Genomic DNA, 16,786 nt, shown 5'->3' with positions numbered 1-16,786 from the left:
AAGGCCGCATCGCGTGCGCACCGTCGGAGTGGAGGAGGAGCTCCTCCTGGTCGACCCGGAGACCGGGGAGCCCAGGGCGCTGTCCGCCGCGGTCCTCGCCCGCGCGGCGCGGCACGAGGTGGCGGAGGAGGAGCCCGTCTTCCAGAAGGAACTGCACAACCAGATGGTCGAGTTCGCCACCCATCCCCAGGCGGAGATGGCGGAGCTCGGCGCGGACATCGTCCGGATCCGGGCGGAGGCGGCCAAGCACGCGCGGGAGGCGGGCTGCGCGGTCGCCGCGCTCGCCACCTCCCCGCTGGCGGTGCGCCCCTCCGTGAGCATCGGGACGCGCTACCGGTGGATGGCGGACCAGTACCGCATCGCGACCCGGGAGCAGATCGTGTGCGGCTGTCACGTGCATGTCTCGGTCGACTCCGACGAGGAGGGGGTCGCGGTCATCGACCGGCTCCGGCCGTGGCTGTCGGTGCTGACCGCGCTGAGCGCCAACTCACCCTTCTGGCAGGGCCGGGAGACGGGGTACAGCAGTTATCGCAGCCGGGTCTGGCTGCGCTGGCCGTCGGCCGGCCCGACCGAGCTGTTCGGGTCGGCCGAGCGCTACCACCGGCGGGTGGCGGACATGCTGGCCACGGGGACGATCCTCGACGAGAAGATGGTCTACTTCGACGCCCGGCTGTCGGCGCGCTGGCCGACGGTGGAGGTGCGGGTGGCCGATGTCTGTCTGCACGCGGACACCGCCGTCCTCGTCGCGACGCTGGCGCGGGCCCTCGTGGAGACGGCCGCCCGGGACTGGGAGGCCGGGAAGGAGCCGGCGGACCACAGCGTCAGTCTGCTGCGGCTGGCCGACTGGCGGGCCGCCCGCTCCGGTCTGACCGGGGACCTGGTCGACCCCCTGACCATGCGGAACGCGCCCGCCGAGACCGTCGTACGGTCGCTGCTGGAGTACGTCGAGGACGCGCTCACGGACAGCGGGGACCTGCAGCGGGCCATGGAGGCGTGCGCCGGGCTGCTGCGGAACGGCAACGGGTCGCAGGTGCAGCAGGAGGTGTTCGCGCGGACGGGCAGCCTGCGCGAGGTCGTCACCACCTGCGTGCGGCAGACCCAGTCCTGAGGCCGGTTGGCCGGTTTCCGACGGCTGCCCGCGACGGGCCAGGTCACCGACGCTCATCGTTTAGTCGGTTCCCGGCCACAACCGGTCCCCCCTGGGCTACATTCGCCAGCGTCGATAACAGTTCTCGTCGACGGGGTCACCCTTCGTACATGTCAGGAGCAGCGTATGCGCGACTTCGCTGTCGCTCCCCCAGCCGTTTCGCCCCTGACCGGCGGGCTCGCCGACAGCGTTTTCGAGACAGCCGCCCGCACCCCGATGCTCGCCGTCCTGGCCCGTCGCGGTGAGCCCGGCTCCGCCGGCTGGGACGAGGTGACCGCCGTCGAGCTGCGCGACCAGGTGGTGGACCTGGCCAAGGGGTTCGTGGCGTGCGGGATCTCCCCCGGCCACCGGGTCGCGATCATGGCGCGCACCCGGTACGAGTGGACCGTCCTCAGTTACGCCCTGTGGGCGGTGGGCGCCGAGGTGGTGCCCGTGTACCCGACCTCCTCACGGGACCAGGTGGAGTGGATCCTGCGGGACTCGGCCTGCGTGGGCGTGGTCGTCGAGGACGAGCAGAGCGTGATGACGGTGGGGTCGGTGTGCGCGACCCTGCCCCGGCTGCGGCACGTCTGGCAGCTCGACACGGGGGCGCTGGAGGAGCTCGCGCGGCGCGGTGAGTACGTCCCGGTGACCACCGTGGACTCGCTGCGCCGGATCGTGCTGCCCGGCTCCACCGCGGTGATCGCGTACACCTCGGGCACCTCGGGCCGCCCCCTCGGCTGTGCGCTGAGCCACCGCAGCCTGGCCAGCCCCTGCGACACCCTGCTGGCCGGCTGGGGACAGACCGCCGCGCCGCCCGGGGAACAGGCCTCCGTCCTCGCGTTCCTGCCGTTCTCGCACGTGTACGGCCTGATGATCCAGGGGCTGTGTCTGCGCGGGGGCATCCTGATGGGGCACGAGCCCGATCTCGGCGCGGCGTCGCTCTCGGCGGCGCTCCAGTCCTTCCGGCCGACGTATCTGTACGCGGTGCCGTCGGTGTTCGAGAAGATCTACAAGAACTTCCTGCGGGTGGCTCAGGAGTCGGGCCGCGGGGCGCTGTTCGAGCGGGCCGCGGAGACGGCCCGGGACTTCGCGGCGGCCGTCGAGCGCAATCGGCTGGGCCGGGGTTCGGGGCCCGGCTTCGACCTGCGGCTCCAGCACGCGCTGTTCGAGCGGACGGTGTACCGGCGGCTGCGCGCGGCGCTGGGCGGCCGGGTGCACCGCGCCACCTCGGGCGGCTCCCCGCTCCACCGCGACCTTTCGCTGTTCTACGAGGGCATCGGGGTGTACGTGCACGACGGGTACGGGCTCACCGAGACCAGCGGCGGGGTCACCATGCAGCCGCTGGGCCGGGAGCGGTCCGGGACGGTCGGGCAGGCCCTGCCGGGCACCGACATCCGGGTGGCGGACGACGGGGAGATCCTGGTGCGCGGCCCGTCGGTGTTCCAGGGCTATGTCAACGACGACGGCGCGACCCGGGCCGCGCTGCGGGGCGGCTGGCTGGCCACGGGTGACCTGGGCTTCCTGGACAACGACGGCTATCTGACCATCACCGGGCGCAAGAAGGACGTCATCATCACCAGCAGCGGCAAGAGCGTGGCGCCGGCCGCGCTGGAGCAGCGGCTGCGGATGCATCCGCTCGTGCACCAGGCGGTGGTCGTCGGCGACAACCGGCCCTGCGTGGGCGCGCTGATCACCCTGGACCCCGAGTTCCTCGCGCACTGGCGCGGCAACCTGACGCTGTACGGGGAGAGCCGGGAGGCCCGCGAGGAGAACGCGCTGCGGGAGGAGATCGCCCGGGCGGTCGCCGCGGCCAACAGCACGGTGTCCCGCTCGGAGTCGATCCGCGCCTTCCGGATCCTGCCCCAGCCCTTCGACCAGACCAACGGGCTGCTGACCCCGTCCATGAAGCTGCGCCGCGACTCGATCGTGCAGCACTACGCGGCGGAGATCGAGGCGATGTACCAGGCGAGGGCCCGGCTGCCCCGGCAGACGCCGACGGAGGAGATCCTGAGCTGGGACGACGCGGACGACGTCTTCCGCTGAGGGTGAGGGCGCACGGGGCGCGTAGGACGGACCGACCCGGGAACCCTGTGAGTGGCGACGAGAGAGATCCGTACGAGAGAGGACACCGGCCCCCGCTGGCGGTGGGCCGCACCGACGACATGGCGATCGACCCGCGCGGCGACGACTCCCGGGCCGGTACGGCCGTACCGGCCCGGACCATGCGGTTCGCGGGCGAGCCGCGGGATGTGACGGGCGCGCGGCTGGCCGCGGAGGAGTTCCTCGACGCGCTCGCGGAGGTCGCCCCGCCGTCCGCGCCGGAGTGCTGGCACGACATCGTGCTGATCGTCACGGAGCTGGCGTCCAACGCCGTGCGGTTCGCGCCGGGGCCGTTCGAGCTGGCGCTGCGGCCGACGTTCGACGGGGTGCACGTCACCCTGCACGACACCAGTGCGGTACGGCCGTCCCCGCGGCCCTTCCGGCCGGACACCGGGGGCGGCGGCATCGGCTGGTACCTGATCGAGGCGCTGTGCACACAGGTCAGCGTGGTCCCGGACGGGGCGGGCAAGGAGGTTCATGTGTTCCTGCCGTGGTGAGGCAGGTCGGTGCCGGGGCATGAGGGGCGGGTTCCGGGGTAGCCGCTCGGCGCAAGAAGAAGGCCGCAGTTCCCGCTCTCGGAGGTAGTCGTGTCATCCGTGCCGTTCATGGACTCGTCCGGCATGAACATCATCCTGCACGCCAACCACGAGGCCCGTGTGCTGCCCGGCAGCGTCCATGTCATCGCCCCGGCGCCCGCCGTACGGCGCGTGCTCGATCAGGCCTGAGTCGGCGGCCGCACCGCACCCGCCGGAAAGGCGCAGGTGCGGCGGGCACCCATGGGCAACAGTTGCCATTTGACAACTGTGAGCATGAGGCAACAAAGTGTGCGGGGCAGTCACGCGGGAGGGAACACGGATGTGCCGGTGGGCGAGGACGACCACCCGCGGCGGACGCCCGCGCAGCTCAGGCCGTGGCCGCGTCGGCCGGGCCGGACGGCTCGTGGATCTGTTCGGCCGCGGCGGCGCAGAAGGCCTCCAGACCCCGCAGCAGCGCGTCGCGCTGCGCGGCCGGCATCTGCTCCAGCACGGCCTCCAGGGCGCTCTCGCGCCGCGCGCGCAGATCGGCGAGGAAGGCACGCCCGTGCCGGCTCAGGAAGAGCTGGAGTTCGCGGCGGCTGTTCGCGGCCGCCCTGCGCTCGACGAAGCCCACGGCCTGCAACCGGTCGCACAGCCGGCTGGTGGACGGCGGGGTCGAGCCCAGATGGTCGGCGAGTGTCCGCAGGTTGATGCCTTCGTTGTGCTCCAGGATGAACAGCACCCTCAGCTGGGAGGCGGACACCGGGGCCGTGGAGGCACGGCCCCACAGCACCTCCAGCAGCTCCGCCGCCTCCGAGGTCACCCGCGCGACCTCCTGGGGCTGCGGACGCGAGGAGTACGAGGAGCGCGAGGGCGGGGACATCACGGAGCCACTCTCCCAGGCTTCCGTGACGCTGTCAGCCCACCCCCGCCGGACACCGCCCGGCCGCCGCGTCACCGCGGCCACCGCGGACCGTCCCGGCCCCACTCGGAGAAAGGCGTGACCGACATCGTGAACCGGCTCGTGACCGCCGGGCGCGCCCTGCGCTCCGCGGCCGCCCACGAGGTGCCCGAGGCGCTGCGCGAGGTGCTCCGCGCCCATTACGCCGCCGAGAAGGCCGAGTTGTGCCTCGCCGACTACGGCGCGACCGTCCTGCTGCCCGTCTCCCCCGCGCCGTACGGCGTCGTCCCCGAGTCCGCGCCCGACCCGCTGCCGGTGCGCGCCGGCGCCCCCGGGCGGGCGTACGGCGCCCAGGAGCCCCACGTCGAGCGGCTCGACGGCGGCCTGGTGCGCGCGCATCTGCCCGTCACCGTGCGCGGCGACCGGCTCGGCGTGCTGTCCGTGACCCTGCCCGCCGAGGCGGCCGGACCCGGCCCGCTCGCCGAACTCGCCGAGGTGGCACGGCTGCTCGGCCATGAGCTGGTGGTCGCCGAACGCGACACCGACCGCTATCTCCAGGCCCGCCGCACCGACCGGCTGACGCTGGCCGCGGAGATGCAGTGGCAGCTGCTGCCGGCCCGGTCCTGCGCCCGGGACGCCTACGCGCTCGGCGCCCAGCTGGAGCCCGCGTACGCGATCCACGGCGACAACTTCGACTGGTCGGCGTCCGCGGACCATCTGATGGTGTACGTCACCAACGGCATGGGCGAGGGCATCGAGGCGTCCCTGCTCACCGGTCTCGGCATCAACGCGCTGCGCAACGCCCGCCGCGCGGGCATCCCGATCGCGGACCAGGCGGCGCTGGCGGACCAGGCGATCCACGCCCACTACCGGGGCGAGGCGCATCTGTCCGTGCTCCTGGTGGACATCGAGCTGTCCACGGGCCGGGCGCAGGTCGTCGACGCGGGCTCGCCGCGGATGCTCCTGCTGCGCGACCGGGTGCTGACCGCGGTGGACCTGGAGGCGCAGCTGCCGCTCGGCATGTTCGAGGAGACGGACTACGTCGCCCAGGAGTTCACCCTGGAGCCGGGCGACCGGCTGCTGTTCGTCAGCGACGGCGTGCACGCGGTGCCCGGGCCCGGCGGGGAGATCTACGGCGAGCGGGCGCTGGCCCGGGCGGTGAACGCCGCGGCGCTGCTGCCGGCGGCGGAGGTGCCGGCCGCGGTCCTGCGGGAACTCTCCGGCCACCGCGGCAGACCCGAGCCGGACGACGACGCGCTGGTGGTGTGCCTCGACTGGTTCGGCGGGCCCACCGCGCCGCCGTCCGGCACCCCCTGACCCAGCAGCGGCACGACCCAGACGAGGAGTGAAGCAGGTTGCCGGAGTACGAGACGGCCGCACAGCACGGGACGCCCGGGAACGAGGTCGGGGCGTTCCTGCGCCGGAGGCGGGAGCAGCTCGCCCAGCGGTGGGCCGACGAGCCCCTGTTCCGCACGGTGTTCACCGTCGCCCGGGACGAGGCGGTGGAGGCGGGGCGGGTCGTGGTCGACGCGCTCGCCCAGGTGGCCGGGCACGGCCGCCTGGAGGACCCGGGAGACCCCGGATTCATCGTCGTACGCGAGCAGTTGTCGCGGATGGCGGCCGCGCGTGCCCGCACCGGGCTCACCCCGTCCCGGGTGTCGACCGAGGTGGACGCGCTGCGGGTGCCCGCCGCCGAGCTGCTCGTCGCGGAGCTGCCGGAGGCGTCGGCCGACCACGTACGGGCGTGCACCACGGCGCTGACCGTCCTGATGGGCACCCTGCGCCTGGTGGTGATGGAGACCTCGCTGACAGAAGGCGAGGCCCTGATCGACCGGCAGCGGCTGCAACTGCTGGAGGTGGCGACCCCCGTCATCCGGCTGTGGGACGGGATCGTCGCGGTCCCGCTGATCGGGACCCTGGACAGCGCCCGCAGCCAGGTGGTGATGGAGACGCTGCTGGAGTCGGTCGTGAACGAGCAGGCCCGGTTCGCGATCCTCGACATCACCGGTGTGCCGACCGTGGACTCGCTGGTCGCCCAGCATCTGATGAAGACCGTGGCGGCGGTCCGGCTGATGGGCGCCGAGTGCGTCGTCTCGGGCATCCGGCCCGCGATCGCGCAGACCATCGTGCACCTCGGCCTCGACCTGGGCACGGTGATCACCCGGGCGAGCCTCGCCGACGCCCTCGGGTACGCCCTGCACCGGCTGGGCGCGGACATCGTGCGCGCGGCGCCCGGCGGTGCGACGGCCAGGTGAACGACGACTTCCCGCAGCCCGGCACGGTCTCCGTACCGGTGCTCAGACTCGGTGACGTCCTGCTGGTCACCCTCCAGGGCGATCTGTACGACGGCATGGCCGCGCGGCTCCAGCAGGACATCGCGCAGGCGATCGTGGACAGCCGGGTGACCGGTGTGGTCATCGACATCTCGGGGGTGGAGATCGTCGACTCCTTCCTCGGCCGGGTGCTGGCCGAGATCGCGGAGCACGCCCGGCTGCTGGCCGCGCGGACCGTGGTGGCCGGGATGCGGCCGGCGGTCGCGCTCACCCTGGTGGAACTCGGTCTGACCCTGCCGGGGCTGCGCACCGCGCTGAGCGCCGAGGCGGCGCTGGAACTGCTCGGCCGGGCGGACGCGGCCCGGTCCGGCGGCCCGCACCGGGACGCCAGGTGAGCGCGGCCGCCGCGGGCGTCGAGGCCCGGCTGCCGATCCGCTCGGACCTCGATCTGGTCCGGGTCCGCCAGCATGTGCGCCAGGCGTCCGCCGCGCTCGGTTTCGGGCTGGTGGACCAGACCAAGCTGGTCACCGCGGCCAGCGAACTGGCCCGCAACACCCTGGTGTACGGCGGTGGCGGCGAGGTGGCGGCCCTCCGGGTCGGCGACGGCCGCCGCGAGGGGCTGCGGCTGACGTTCAGCGACCGCGGGCCGGGCATCCCCGACCTGGAGCGGGCCCTCAGCGACGGCTACACCTCCGGCGACGGGCTGGGGCTCGGGCTCGGCGGGGCACGGCGGCTGGTGCACGAGTTCGCCATCGACAGCACGCCCGGCGTCGGCACCACCGTCACGGTGACCTCGTGGACGGCGCGGACGCCCCGGCAGCGCGGGAGGTTCTGATGGCGCGGGTGTGGGACGTACCGGTGCACGACTCGACGCGGGTGCGCGACGCCCGGGTGGCCGCCGAGGACGCGGCCGCGCTGGCCGGTCTGGACGAGTCGCGCACCGCGGCGGCCGCCCTGATCGCGACGGAGCTGGCCACCAACCTGCTCAAGCACGCGGGCGGCGGGCAGCTGCTGGTGGAGGCGGTGGCGCCGCCCACCGGGCAGGGTGCGGCGCCGGCGCTCCAGATCGCCGCGGTCGACCACGGCCCGGGCATCGCGGACGTGCCGGCCGCCCTGGTGGACGGGTTCTCCACGACGGGTTCGCTCGGCGCCGGGCTCGGCACCTGCCGCCGACTGGCCGACGCCTTCGGCCTGGACGGCTCCCCGGGCCGGGGCACGGTCGCCGTGGCCCGGCTGGACGCCCCGCCGAAGGTCCCCGCCGTCGGCGCACGGGTCGGCGGGATCAATGTGCCGTTCGCGGGCGCGGCTTACTCCGGCGACCTGTGGACCTGCGTCCACGCGGCCGGCCGGCTCACCCTGATGCTGGCCGACGGGCTCGGGCACGGCCCCGAGGCCGCGCACGCCTCGACGGCGGCGGCCGAGGAGCTGCGGCGGTGCGCCCGGCTGTCCCCCGCGCTCTCCCCCGCCGAGCTGCTGAGGTGTCTCGACGGGGCGCTGCGCGGCACCCGGGGCGCGGCCGTCGCGGTGGCACAGCTCGATCCGCGGGCCGGGCGGCTGCGGTTCGCGGGCGTCGGCAACACGGGCGCCCGGCTGTACGAGGGCGGCGCCTGGCGTCCGCTGCTGTCGCGGCCGGGCATCGTCGGCGTGCACCGGCCCGCGACCGTGCCCGAGACCGAGGTGCCGTGGGCGGCGGACCGGCTGCTGATCCTGCACACCGACGGGCTGCCCAGCCGCTGGGTGCCGCCGTGCGGCCCCGGTCTGCCGGGCGCCGACCCCGCCGTCACGGCCGCGGTGACCGTGCGCGACGCGGGCAGTTCCGCGCGCCCGGTGCGCGACGACACCGCGGTGGCCGTCCTGTCCCCCGACCCGCCGGACCTCCCATGACGCACGACTGGCGGATCACCACCGTCACCGACGCGGCGCGCGCCCGGATCGCCACCGCCCGCCTCGCCGCCGCGTCCGGCGTGCCGCCCCTGGAGCGCACCCGGCTCGCGGCGGCGCTCAGCGGACGGCTGCGCCGGTGTCTGGCCAAGGGCGGCGACTGGCGGCTGACCGCGCAGGTCGCGGACGGTCTGCTCGCGCTGGAGGTGCTGCCCCTGTCCGGTGCCGGGGAAGCCGTGTGGCGGGCGGCGGCGCCCTGCCCGGAGCCGTCGGAAGCGGTGGTCTGCACCGAGGTCGCGGACGATCCGGCGCTGCTCGCGGAGGCCCTGCTGGGCGCCGACGAGGACACCTCGCTGGTCCTGGACCGGCTCGCCGAGCAGGAGGAGCTCGTCGGCTTCCACCGCGAGGAGCTGCACCAGACGAACCAGGGGGTGCTGGCACTGCACGCGGAGCTCGACGCCGCCGGGCGGGCGCAGCGCGAGGCGTTCTCGGCGGAGCGGGCGGCCCACCGGGAGGCGGAGAGCGCCCGCCGCCGGCTGACGTTCCTGGCGGACGCCAGCGCCGCGCTGACGGCGTCCCTGAACCAGGAGCAGATCGTGCGCCGGCTGCCCGAGCTGCTGGTCCCCGAGTACGCCCGCACGGTCGACCTCTGGCTGTTCGACGCCGAGGACGACCGGGGGGAACGGGCCGCGCACCCGGCGGCGGCCGTGCTCGCCGCCCGCACCGGACGGCCCCAGTACGCGGCCGCGGCCCCCGGCGGGCTGCCGGGCATGGACGACCACCCGCCGTCGGCGCTGGATCCCTCCCGTCCGATGCTGTGCGTGCCGCTGGCGACCCGGCGCGCCCCGTTCGGCGTGCTGACGCTGACCCCGCCGGGCGAGCGCTGGGACCCCGACGACGCGGTGATGCTGGTGGAGCTGACCCGGCGGGCGAGCACCGCCCTGGACAACGCGCGCCGCTTCGAGCACAACCGGGACATCGCCGAGACGCTCCAGCGAGCCCTTCTCACCGAACTGCCGGGGGTCCCCGGTCTGCGCCTCGCGGCTCGCTATCTGCCCGCCACATACGGGCTGAACATCGGCGGCGACTGGTACGACGCGTTCCGCCGCCCGGACGGCAGCCTGATCGTCGTCATCGGGGACGTCACCGGGCACGGGCTGCACGCGGCCGTGATGATGAGCCAGCTGCGCACCGCGCTGCGCGCCTACGCCGTCGACGGCGCCAGCCCCGGGCAGCTGCTGACCCGGCTGCACGTCTTCCTCCACCAGCTCCAGCCCGATCTGTACGCCACCGCCGTGATCGCCCGGTTCCGGCCCGGGGAGCCCTCGCTGACCTGGGCCGCCGCCGGTCATCCGCCGCCGGTGCTGCGCGGTCCGGACGGGCGGGTGCGCACCCTGGACGCCAAGCCCGGGGCGATGCTCGGCATCCCGCTGCGCCAGGAGATCGCCGACCACACGGTCCCGCTCGCGCCCGGATCGACGCTGGCGCTGTACACGGACGGGCTGGTCGAGCGGCGCGCCCAGGGCATAGACCCGGGCATCGAACGCCTCGCGGCGACCCTGGGCGGATTCCGCACGGAGGAACTGGAGGGAGATCTGTCCGCCGCGGCGGAACGCGTCCTGGACCCGATGCTGAGCGACTCGGAACGCGACGACGACGTGTGCCTGCTCCTGTGCCACCTCGACACCGAGACGGCCGAGCGCCACGGACCGCGATAACCGCCACGCCGGGGCAACCAGGCACCGCCGACCACAGCCCAGCCCCAGCGGCCACCACGACGCCAAGCCGGCCCCACACCGCCAATCCGCCAAAGCCGACGCCAGGACAGCCCGGGAACCTTGCCCCCCAGCTCAGCCCCCACCGGCGAAGCCGACAGCCCGGGGCCGCCGACCCCGCCGCGCAACCCTCAGCGACAACCGCCACGCCGGGGCAACCAGGCACCGCCGACCACAGCCCAGCCCCAGCGGTCACCGCGACGCCAAGGCGGCCCGGCACCGCCGCCCCCGGCGAAACCGACGCCAGGGCGGCCGGGCGCCGCCCCCTGCTCAGCCCTCGGTGGTGTAGGCGTGGCTGAAGGCGTACAGGCCCTGTTCCAGGGCCGTGCGCTGGGTGGGGGTCAGGTCGGCCAGTACCGTCGCGAGGTGGTGGACCCGGCGTTCGGTGACGTCGGTGAGGACCCGGCTGCCGTAGGCCGTGACCACGAGCTGGACCTCGCGCCGGTTGCGCGGCTGCACGGTCCGCTCGATCAGGCCCGCGGCCTCCATCCGGTCGCAGAGCCGGCTCGCGGTGGGCACGCCGATGCCGAGGTGCTCGGCGAGCGCGGTCAGATTGAGCTCGGGTCTGCGCCGGACCGTCCTGAGCGCGAGCAGTTGCCGGGCGGGCAGCCGGGGCACCGCCTCCTCGGCCGCCGCGAGCCAGCAGGCGACCAGGGACTCCACCGCGTCGGCCAGCTGCCGCGCCGCCGCCTGGGGGCCTCCCGGGGCGTCGCAGCCCTCCGCGCGCTCCACGTCAGTATCCTCCGGCCACCACAGTTGTCATGTACCTCGGCCTACCCGGAGGTACCTGGCGTACACGACCCTTGTCCGGGGTACGACGGGAGCCTCAGCAGAAACGTTCGTCTGCATGCCTCGCCCGGCTGGCGGAACCGGTCCGGGCGCGGTGGGATCGATGGGGTGCGACGGCTCGCGGGAGGGCACACGCATGACGTCAGACGCCTGGAGCCGCAGAAAGGGATGGACACCGTGACACGACCCAGGATCCTGGTGGTGGGCGCGGGCTTCGCCGGAGTGGGATGCGTTCGACGTCTGGAACGCCGGCTCGCCACCGAGGAAGCCGAGATCACTCTGGTGACGCCGTTCGCCTACCAGCTCTATCTGCCGCTGCTGCCGCAGGTCGCCTCGGGGGTGCTGACGCCCCAGTCGATCGCCGTGTCGCTGCGGCGCAGCAAGAAGTACCGCACCCGGATCATCCCGGGCGGCGCCATCGGCGTGGACCTGAAGGCGAAGGTCTGCGTCATCCGCACCATCACCGACGAGATCGTGAACGAGCCGTACGACTACATCGTGCTGGCTCCCGGCAGTGTGACCCGCACCTTCGACATCCCGGGGCTGACCGAGCACGCCTTCGGCATGAAGACGCTCGCCGAGGCCGCGTACGTCCGTGACCACGTCATCTCCCAGCTCGACCTCGCCGACGCCAGCCACGACCCCGCCGAGCGGGCCTCCCGGCTCCAGTTCGTGGTCGTGGGCGGCGGCTACGCGGGCACCGAGACCGCCGCCTGTCTGCAACTGCTCACGCACAACGCGGTCAAGCGCTATCCCCGGATCGACCCCGCCCTGATCAAGTGGCATCTCATCGACATCGCGCCCAAGTTGATGCCGGAGCTGGGCGACAAGCTCGGCGCCGGCGCACAGAAGGTGCTGCGCCGGCGCGGCATCGACATCTCGCTGGGCGTGTCCATCGCCAAGGCCGGCCCGGAGGAGGTCACCTTCACCGACGGACGGGTGATCCCGACCCGTACGCTGATCTGGACGGCCGGGGTGGTGGCCAGCCCGCTGATCGCCACGCTCGGCGAACAGACCGTGCGCGGACGGCTCGCGGTCAGCTCCCACCTGGACCTGCCGGGCCAGGACGGGGTGTTCGCGCTCGGTGACGCGGCCGCGGTGCCGGACGAGGCGAAGGCCGCCAAGGGCGAGGAGGCCGCGGTCTGCCCGCCCACCGCGCAGCACGCCATGCGGCAGGGCAAGGTCGTCGCCGACAACGTCGTGGCGAAGCTGCGCGGGCGGCCGACACGGCCGTACGTGCACAAGGACCTCGGTCTGGTCGTCGACCTCGGCGGCACCGACGCGGTGTCCAAGCCGCTCGGCATCGAACTGCGGGGGCTGCCCGCGCAGGCCGTGGCGCGCGGCTACCACTGGTCGGCGCTGCGCACGGGCGTGGCCAAGGCACGGGTGCTGACGAACTGGACGCTGAACGCGATCGCGGGCGACGATTTCGTCCGCACCGGGTTCCAGGCGCGCCGGCCCGCCAAGCTGAAGGACTTCGAGTACACGGACAGCTATCTGACGCCCGAGCAGGTGCGGGCGCACGTCGAGGGCTCGGGTCCCGGGTCCGGGTGACGGCGGCGGGGACGAGCGCGGTGGCCCGGTGGCGCGACCGGGTCGCCGCGTCCGATCCCGGGCTGCTGCGGCTGGCGGCGGGGCTGCGCACGGTGGCCGCGATCTCGCTCACGCTGGCCGTGCTCTCGCTGCTCGGAGCGGACGTCCAGCATCTGGTCGCGGGGGCCATCGCGGCGATGGTGGCCACGTTCGCCATCCGGGAGAAGCAGCGGCCCCGGCAGGCGGTCACGCTGGCGCTGGGCCTGCCGACGGCGCTCGCCTCGGTGTCGGTGGCGGCGCTGCTCGGCACCCGTCAGGTGGCCGGTGACGTCTTCTTCGTGGTGCTCATCTTCTGCGCGGTGTACGGCCGCCGGTTCGGCGACCGGGGCACCACGCTGGGGCTGATCGGCTTCCAGGTCTACTTCCTGGCCCTGTTCGTCGGCGTCACCACCGAGGACCTGGCCGGGTTCTGCGGGGTGATCGCCGTCGCGTTCGTGTGCAGCGCGACGGCCCGGTTCATGCTGGTGCCACAGACCCCGACGGCGGTCCTGGAGCGGCTGCGGCAGGCGTTCCGGGCCCGGCTGGCGCAGCTGCTCGACGCCCAGCTGGAGTTGCTGGACGCCGGCCCCGAGGACGTGGAGAAGGCGCTGGAGCACGCCCGGGAGGGCACCGCGCGGCTGCACGAGACGGCCATGATGATCCAGGGTCGGCTGGAGGAGGGCACCTCGGACGAGGCGGTGGCCCGGCTGGTGCAGCGCCGGATCGCCGACGCGGAGATCACCGCCGAGCGGCTGGGCCTGCTGCTGCTGACGGCGCGCAGCGCGGAGCGGGCCGACACCCTGACCATGCATCTGCCCGGGGCGCCGCTGCCGGAGGGGGGTGAGCTGCCGGTGCGGGACGAGGCGCTGGACGTCCTGCGCCGGGATCTGACGGCCCTTCGGCTGCTCGTACGGCAGCCCGTGGCGGACGGCACGGGCATGGCGCAGGTGCGCAACCGGCTGCTCGGGTACCGGGACGAGGAGAACCTTCCGGCGGCGTCCCCGGACGTGCAGGACGTGTTCCGGGGGCTGGGCGAGGCGACGCGGGCGGTGCTGGGGCTGCGGATCGCGCTCGACGGGCCGCAGGACGAGTCGCAGGACAGTGCCGAGACCGCCCGCTCCCGGGAGGAGCTGGACGCGGAGGACGCGGCCATCGCCGCCGAGGAGGAGGAGCCCGGGGAGACGGGGCTGCGCCGGCCGACCACCCGGGCAGCGGTGCAGGTCGCCGTCGGCTCGTCGCTGGCCATGGTCGGGGGCGAACTGCTGTCCGCGCACCGGTGGTACTGGGCGGTGCTGACCTGCTGGATCGTGTTCCTCAACACCGCGTCGACCGGGGAGATCGTGGTCAAGGGCTCCCGCCGGCTGCTGGGGACCGTGCTCGGGGTGGTCGCGGGCATCCTGCTCGCGGGGATCGTCGGGCATCACACCTGGACGGCGTTCGCGGTGGTGCTGCTGTGCGTGTTCGCGATGTTCTACACGGCGCCGCTGTCGTACACGCTCTCGTCGTTCTTCGTCACGGCGGCGCTCGGGGTGCTGTACACGCTGCTGCACACCTACAGCCTGTCGGTGCTGGTGCTGCGGATCGAGGAGACGGCGATCGGGGCGGCCTGCGGGGTGACCGCGGCGGCGCTGGTGCTGCCGGTGCACACCGACCGCCGGACGAACGAGCTGCTGACGACGGTGCTGGACCGGCTGGCCGATGTCACCTCGGCCGCGGTGGACCAGCTCAGCGGGGAGCCGCCGGCCGAGCTGCTGGACCTGGCCCGGGATCTCGACGAGGCACTGGCGGACCTGCGGGCGGCCACCCAGCCGCTGACGCATCCGGTGACCCCGCTGCGGACCCGGCGGGACACCGCGCAGTACGTGGTCGCGCTGCTGGAGACCTGCGCGTACCACGCCCGGTCGCTGGCCGCGACCGCGGAGCTGCTGCCCACGCATCCCTCGATCGCGGCGGATCCGCGGCTGCGCGGGGCCGGGCAGCGGATCCTGCACAACATCCGCGCGATCGCCGCCCGGGTCGCCGGGGAGCCCGCCACGGCCGAGGTGGTCGGCGGGCCGAGCGTGGCCTCGCTGCTGAAACCGGGCGGGATCGGCACCCCGCGCTACGGCCGGGTCACCGACCGGGTGCTCCGGCATCTCCAGCGGCTGGACGAGGCCGTGCTGGGGCTCGCCCGGCCGCTGGGGGTGCCGGTGACACGGCCGCTGGGGGTGCCGGCCGGCGGGCCCCGGGCACCGGTATGACGCGACCGTCAGAAGTCGGCGGGCAGGTCGCTCGCGGCGGCGATGCCGCGCAGTTGCTCGAGGTCGTGCTGCCGTTGCCGGATGCAGCCGGCGATCTCGGCCAGCCGGACGGGGTCCTCGGCGGTGACCGCGTCGGTGACCACCCGGACCGGGCCGGTGCCGTCGACGTGGATCTCGACGAGCTGGTTGTCCAGGCGGCCGGTGAGGGCGGTGGCGATGACCAGGGCGGCCTCGTCGCGGATCTCCTGGGGCAGCTCGTCGCTGTCGTCCGGATCCAGGGCGAAGTCGAGAGTCTCCGGTGGCTGTTCTTCCAGGGCGCGCAACGCCGGGCCGACGATCCTCATCAGCAGCCGGTAGTCCTCGCTCTCCATGCGGAGGCGCAGAAGGCCGAGGTACATGTCGACGGGCCGTGCGTCCGGCGGGAACTCGGATTCGTTCATGTGCTGCGGGTTCCCCGGCATCCGGGTGTCAGACCTCGCGTCCCCGGCCCAGGGCGTGCGGATACTCCAGGGCGTCCAGCAGGACCGTGCGTTCGTGCCAGCCCAGCCGGCGGGCGGTCGGTGTGCGCCGAGACCATGCCGACGCAGCTGCCCGGTGGCCCGGTCGACGGTCTGCACATTGCCCATGTCGGTGCCGACCACGTCGAGTGTCCGGCCGGGCACGGCGCCCAGCACCGCGCCCCGGCTGCGGCCGCCAGCCGGCTCCTCGCCCGGCGGGAAGCGCAGCGGCGGCTGATGAGCCGGGAGACGTGCATCTGGGAGATGCCGAGCCGGTCGGCTATCCGGCTCTGGGTCATGTCCTCGAAGAAGCGCATGTAGAGGATGGCGCGTTCGCGTTCGGGCAGGCCGCGCAGGCCCTGCCGGGCGGACTCGCGGTCGACGACGGTGTCGTACGAGGAGTCCGGGCCGCCCAGGGTGTCGGCGAGGCTGTGGCCCTCGTCGTCGGTGCGCAGTTCGGCGTCCAGGGAGAGGGTGCTGAAGCTGTCCAGGGCCTCCAGACCGGCGCGGACCTCGTCCTCGGTCAGGCCCGTGCGGGCGGCGAGGTCGGCGACGGAGGGCTCGGGGGAGCCCGGGTTCTGGGTGAGCTCACGGCGGGCGATCCGGACCTTGTTGCGCAGTTCCTGGACCCGGCGCGGGACGCGCAGCGCCCACATCCGGTCCCGGAAGTGCCGCTTGATCTCGCCGGTGATGGTGGGCACGGCGTAGCTCTCGAAGGCGCCGCGCTCGGGGTCGAAGCGGTCGACGGCCTTCACCAGGCCGAGCGCGGCCACTTGCCGCAGGTCCTCGACGGCCTCGCCGCGGTCGCGGAACCGGCCGGCGATGCGGTGGGCCATGGGCAGCCAGGCGGTGACGATCTCGTCGCGCACGGCGTCCCGTTCCGGTCCCTGCGCGAGACCGGTGAGCCGTGCGAACTGGCGGGCGGTGTCAGGGGCGTCGTCATGGGGCCGCCGGGTCCGCCCCGTGGGGCGGGCGGATCCTGCGGAACGGCTGGTCGACAGGTCGATGAGCATGAGGGATCGGCTCCTGAACGGTCGTCTCGGGGATTGACCACGGGAGGGCCGCCGTCGTCCGGGGCTCGCGGGAGCGGCCCGGAGCGGACATACCACTCCCG

At 74.1% G+C, this 16,786-nt stretch carries 14 protein-coding genes and 2 pseudogenes; 12 read left to right on the top strand and 4 right to left on the bottom strand.

Annotated elements, in window-relative coordinates; all coding sequences use genetic code 11:
- Positions 1-13 precede the first annotated feature (13 nt).
- From ACYQ8Q_RS41655 to ACYQ8Q_RS41640, 4 genes and pseudogenes are all read left to right on the top strand, one after another.
- Complete coding sequence (locus ACYQ8Q_RS41655; RefSeq protein ID WP_460072219.1) at positions 14-1,108, top strand: glutamate--cysteine ligase 2; 1,095 nt, start codon at positions 14-16, stop codon at positions 1,106-1,108.
- Between the two features lie 165 nt (positions 1,109-1,273).
- Positions 1,274-3,172, top strand: a complete 1,899-nt coding sequence (locus ACYQ8Q_RS41650; RefSeq protein ID WP_460072217.1) for an AMP-dependent synthetase/ligase — start codon at positions 1,274-1,276, stop codon at positions 3,170-3,172.
- Positions 3,173-3,291: 119 nt separating this feature from the next.
- Positions 3,292-3,726, top strand: coding sequence for an ATP-binding protein (locus ACYQ8Q_RS41645; RefSeq protein ID WP_460073715.1), 435 nt, complete (start codon positions 3,292-3,294; stop codon positions 3,724-3,726).
- 90 nt (positions 3,727-3,816) lie between these two features.
- Positions 3,817-3,945: pseudogene (locus tag ACYQ8Q_RS41640) on the top strand (STAS domain-containing protein); the annotation flags it as partial.
- A 187-nt stretch (positions 3,946-4,132) separates the two neighbouring features.
- On the opposite strand, the gene ACYQ8Q_RS41635 reads toward ACYQ8Q_RS41640, so the two are convergent.
- The gene (locus ACYQ8Q_RS41635) at positions 4,133-4,627 is read right to left on the bottom strand and encodes a MarR family winged helix-turn-helix transcriptional regulator (protein WP_460072215.1); all 495 of its coding nucleotides are present in this window, start codon (positions 4,625-4,627) and stop codon (positions 4,133-4,135) included.
- 117 nt (positions 4,628-4,744) lie between these two features.
- On the opposite strand from ACYQ8Q_RS41635, the gene ACYQ8Q_RS41630 reads away from it, so the two are divergent.
- The 6 genes from ACYQ8Q_RS41630 to ACYQ8Q_RS41605 are packed head-to-tail and all read left to right on the top strand — an operon-like array spanning position 4,745 to position 10,517.
- A complete protein-coding gene (locus tag ACYQ8Q_RS41630) occupies positions 4,745-5,962 on the top strand; it encodes a PP2C family protein-serine/threonine phosphatase (protein WP_460072213.1) in 1,218 nt (405 codons plus the stop codon).
- Between the two features lie 38 nt (positions 5,963-6,000).
- Positions 6,001-6,900, top strand: coding sequence for an STAS domain-containing protein (locus ACYQ8Q_RS41625; RefSeq protein WP_460072211.1), 900 nt, complete (start codon positions 6,001-6,003; stop codon positions 6,898-6,900).
- Entirely contained in the window at positions 6,897-7,313 is a 417-nt protein-coding gene (locus tag ACYQ8Q_RS41620) for an STAS domain-containing protein (RefSeq protein WP_460072209.1), read from the top strand. The genes ACYQ8Q_RS41625 and ACYQ8Q_RS41620 overlap by 4 nt, the downstream gene beginning before the upstream one ends.
- Positions 7,310-7,753: an anti-sigma regulatory factor gene (locus ACYQ8Q_RS41615; RefSeq protein WP_460072207.1), complete on the top strand. Its 444-nt coding sequence runs from the start codon at positions 7,310-7,312 to the stop codon at positions 7,751-7,753. Before ACYQ8Q_RS41620 ends, ACYQ8Q_RS41615 begins: the two co-directional genes overlap by 4 nt.
- Positions 7,753-8,802 carry an anti-sigma regulatory factor gene (locus tag ACYQ8Q_RS41610; protein WP_460073714.1) on the top strand — a complete coding sequence of 350 codons (1,050 nt, stop codon included), beginning with the start codon at positions 7,753-7,755 and terminating at the stop codon, positions 8,800-8,802. Before ACYQ8Q_RS41615 ends, ACYQ8Q_RS41610 begins: the two co-directional genes overlap by 1 nt.
- Entirely contained in the window at positions 8,799-10,517 is a 1,719-nt protein-coding gene (locus ACYQ8Q_RS41605; protein ID WP_460072205.1) for a PP2C family protein-serine/threonine phosphatase, read from the top strand. Before ACYQ8Q_RS41610 ends, ACYQ8Q_RS41605 begins: the two co-directional genes overlap by 4 nt.
- A gap of 327 nt (positions 10,518-10,844) precedes the next feature.
- Here the strand turns inward: ACYQ8Q_RS41605 and ACYQ8Q_RS41600 are convergent, their stop codons facing one another.
- Positions 10,845-11,306 carry a MarR family winged helix-turn-helix transcriptional regulator gene (locus ACYQ8Q_RS41600; RefSeq protein ID WP_460072203.1) on the bottom strand — a complete coding sequence of 154 codons (462 nt, stop codon included), beginning with the start codon at positions 11,304-11,306 and terminating at the stop codon, positions 10,845-10,847.
- 225 nt (positions 11,307-11,531) lie between these two features.
- Between ACYQ8Q_RS41600 and ACYQ8Q_RS41595 the strand changes: the two genes are divergently transcribed.
- The gene (locus tag ACYQ8Q_RS41595; RefSeq protein WP_460072201.1) at positions 11,532-12,917 is read left to right on the top strand and encodes an NAD(P)/FAD-dependent oxidoreductase; all 1,386 of its coding nucleotides are present in this window, start codon (positions 11,532-11,534) and stop codon (positions 12,915-12,917) included.
- A gap of 20 nt (positions 12,918-12,937) precedes the next feature.
- Entirely contained in the window at positions 12,938-15,175 is a 2,238-nt protein-coding gene (locus tag ACYQ8Q_RS41590) for an FUSC family protein (RefSeq protein WP_460072199.1), read from the top strand.
- Positions 15,176-15,183: 8 nt separating this feature from the next.
- Here the strand turns inward: ACYQ8Q_RS41590 and ACYQ8Q_RS41585 are convergent, their stop codons facing one another.
- Positions 15,184-15,615, bottom strand: a complete 432-nt coding sequence (locus ACYQ8Q_RS41585; RefSeq protein ID WP_460072197.1) for a hypothetical protein — start codon at positions 15,613-15,615, stop codon at positions 15,184-15,186.
- Between the two features lie 266 nt (positions 15,616-15,881).
- Positions 15,882-16,685: pseudogene (locus tag ACYQ8Q_RS41580) on the bottom strand (SigB/SigF/SigG family RNA polymerase sigma factor); the annotation flags it as partial.
- Between the last annotated feature and the right edge of the window lie 101 nt (positions 16,686-16,786).

This window comes from Streptomyces sp. YKOK-I1, from assembly GCF_054660435.1.
This window is presented reverse-complemented; position numbering and strand designations above follow the sequence as displayed.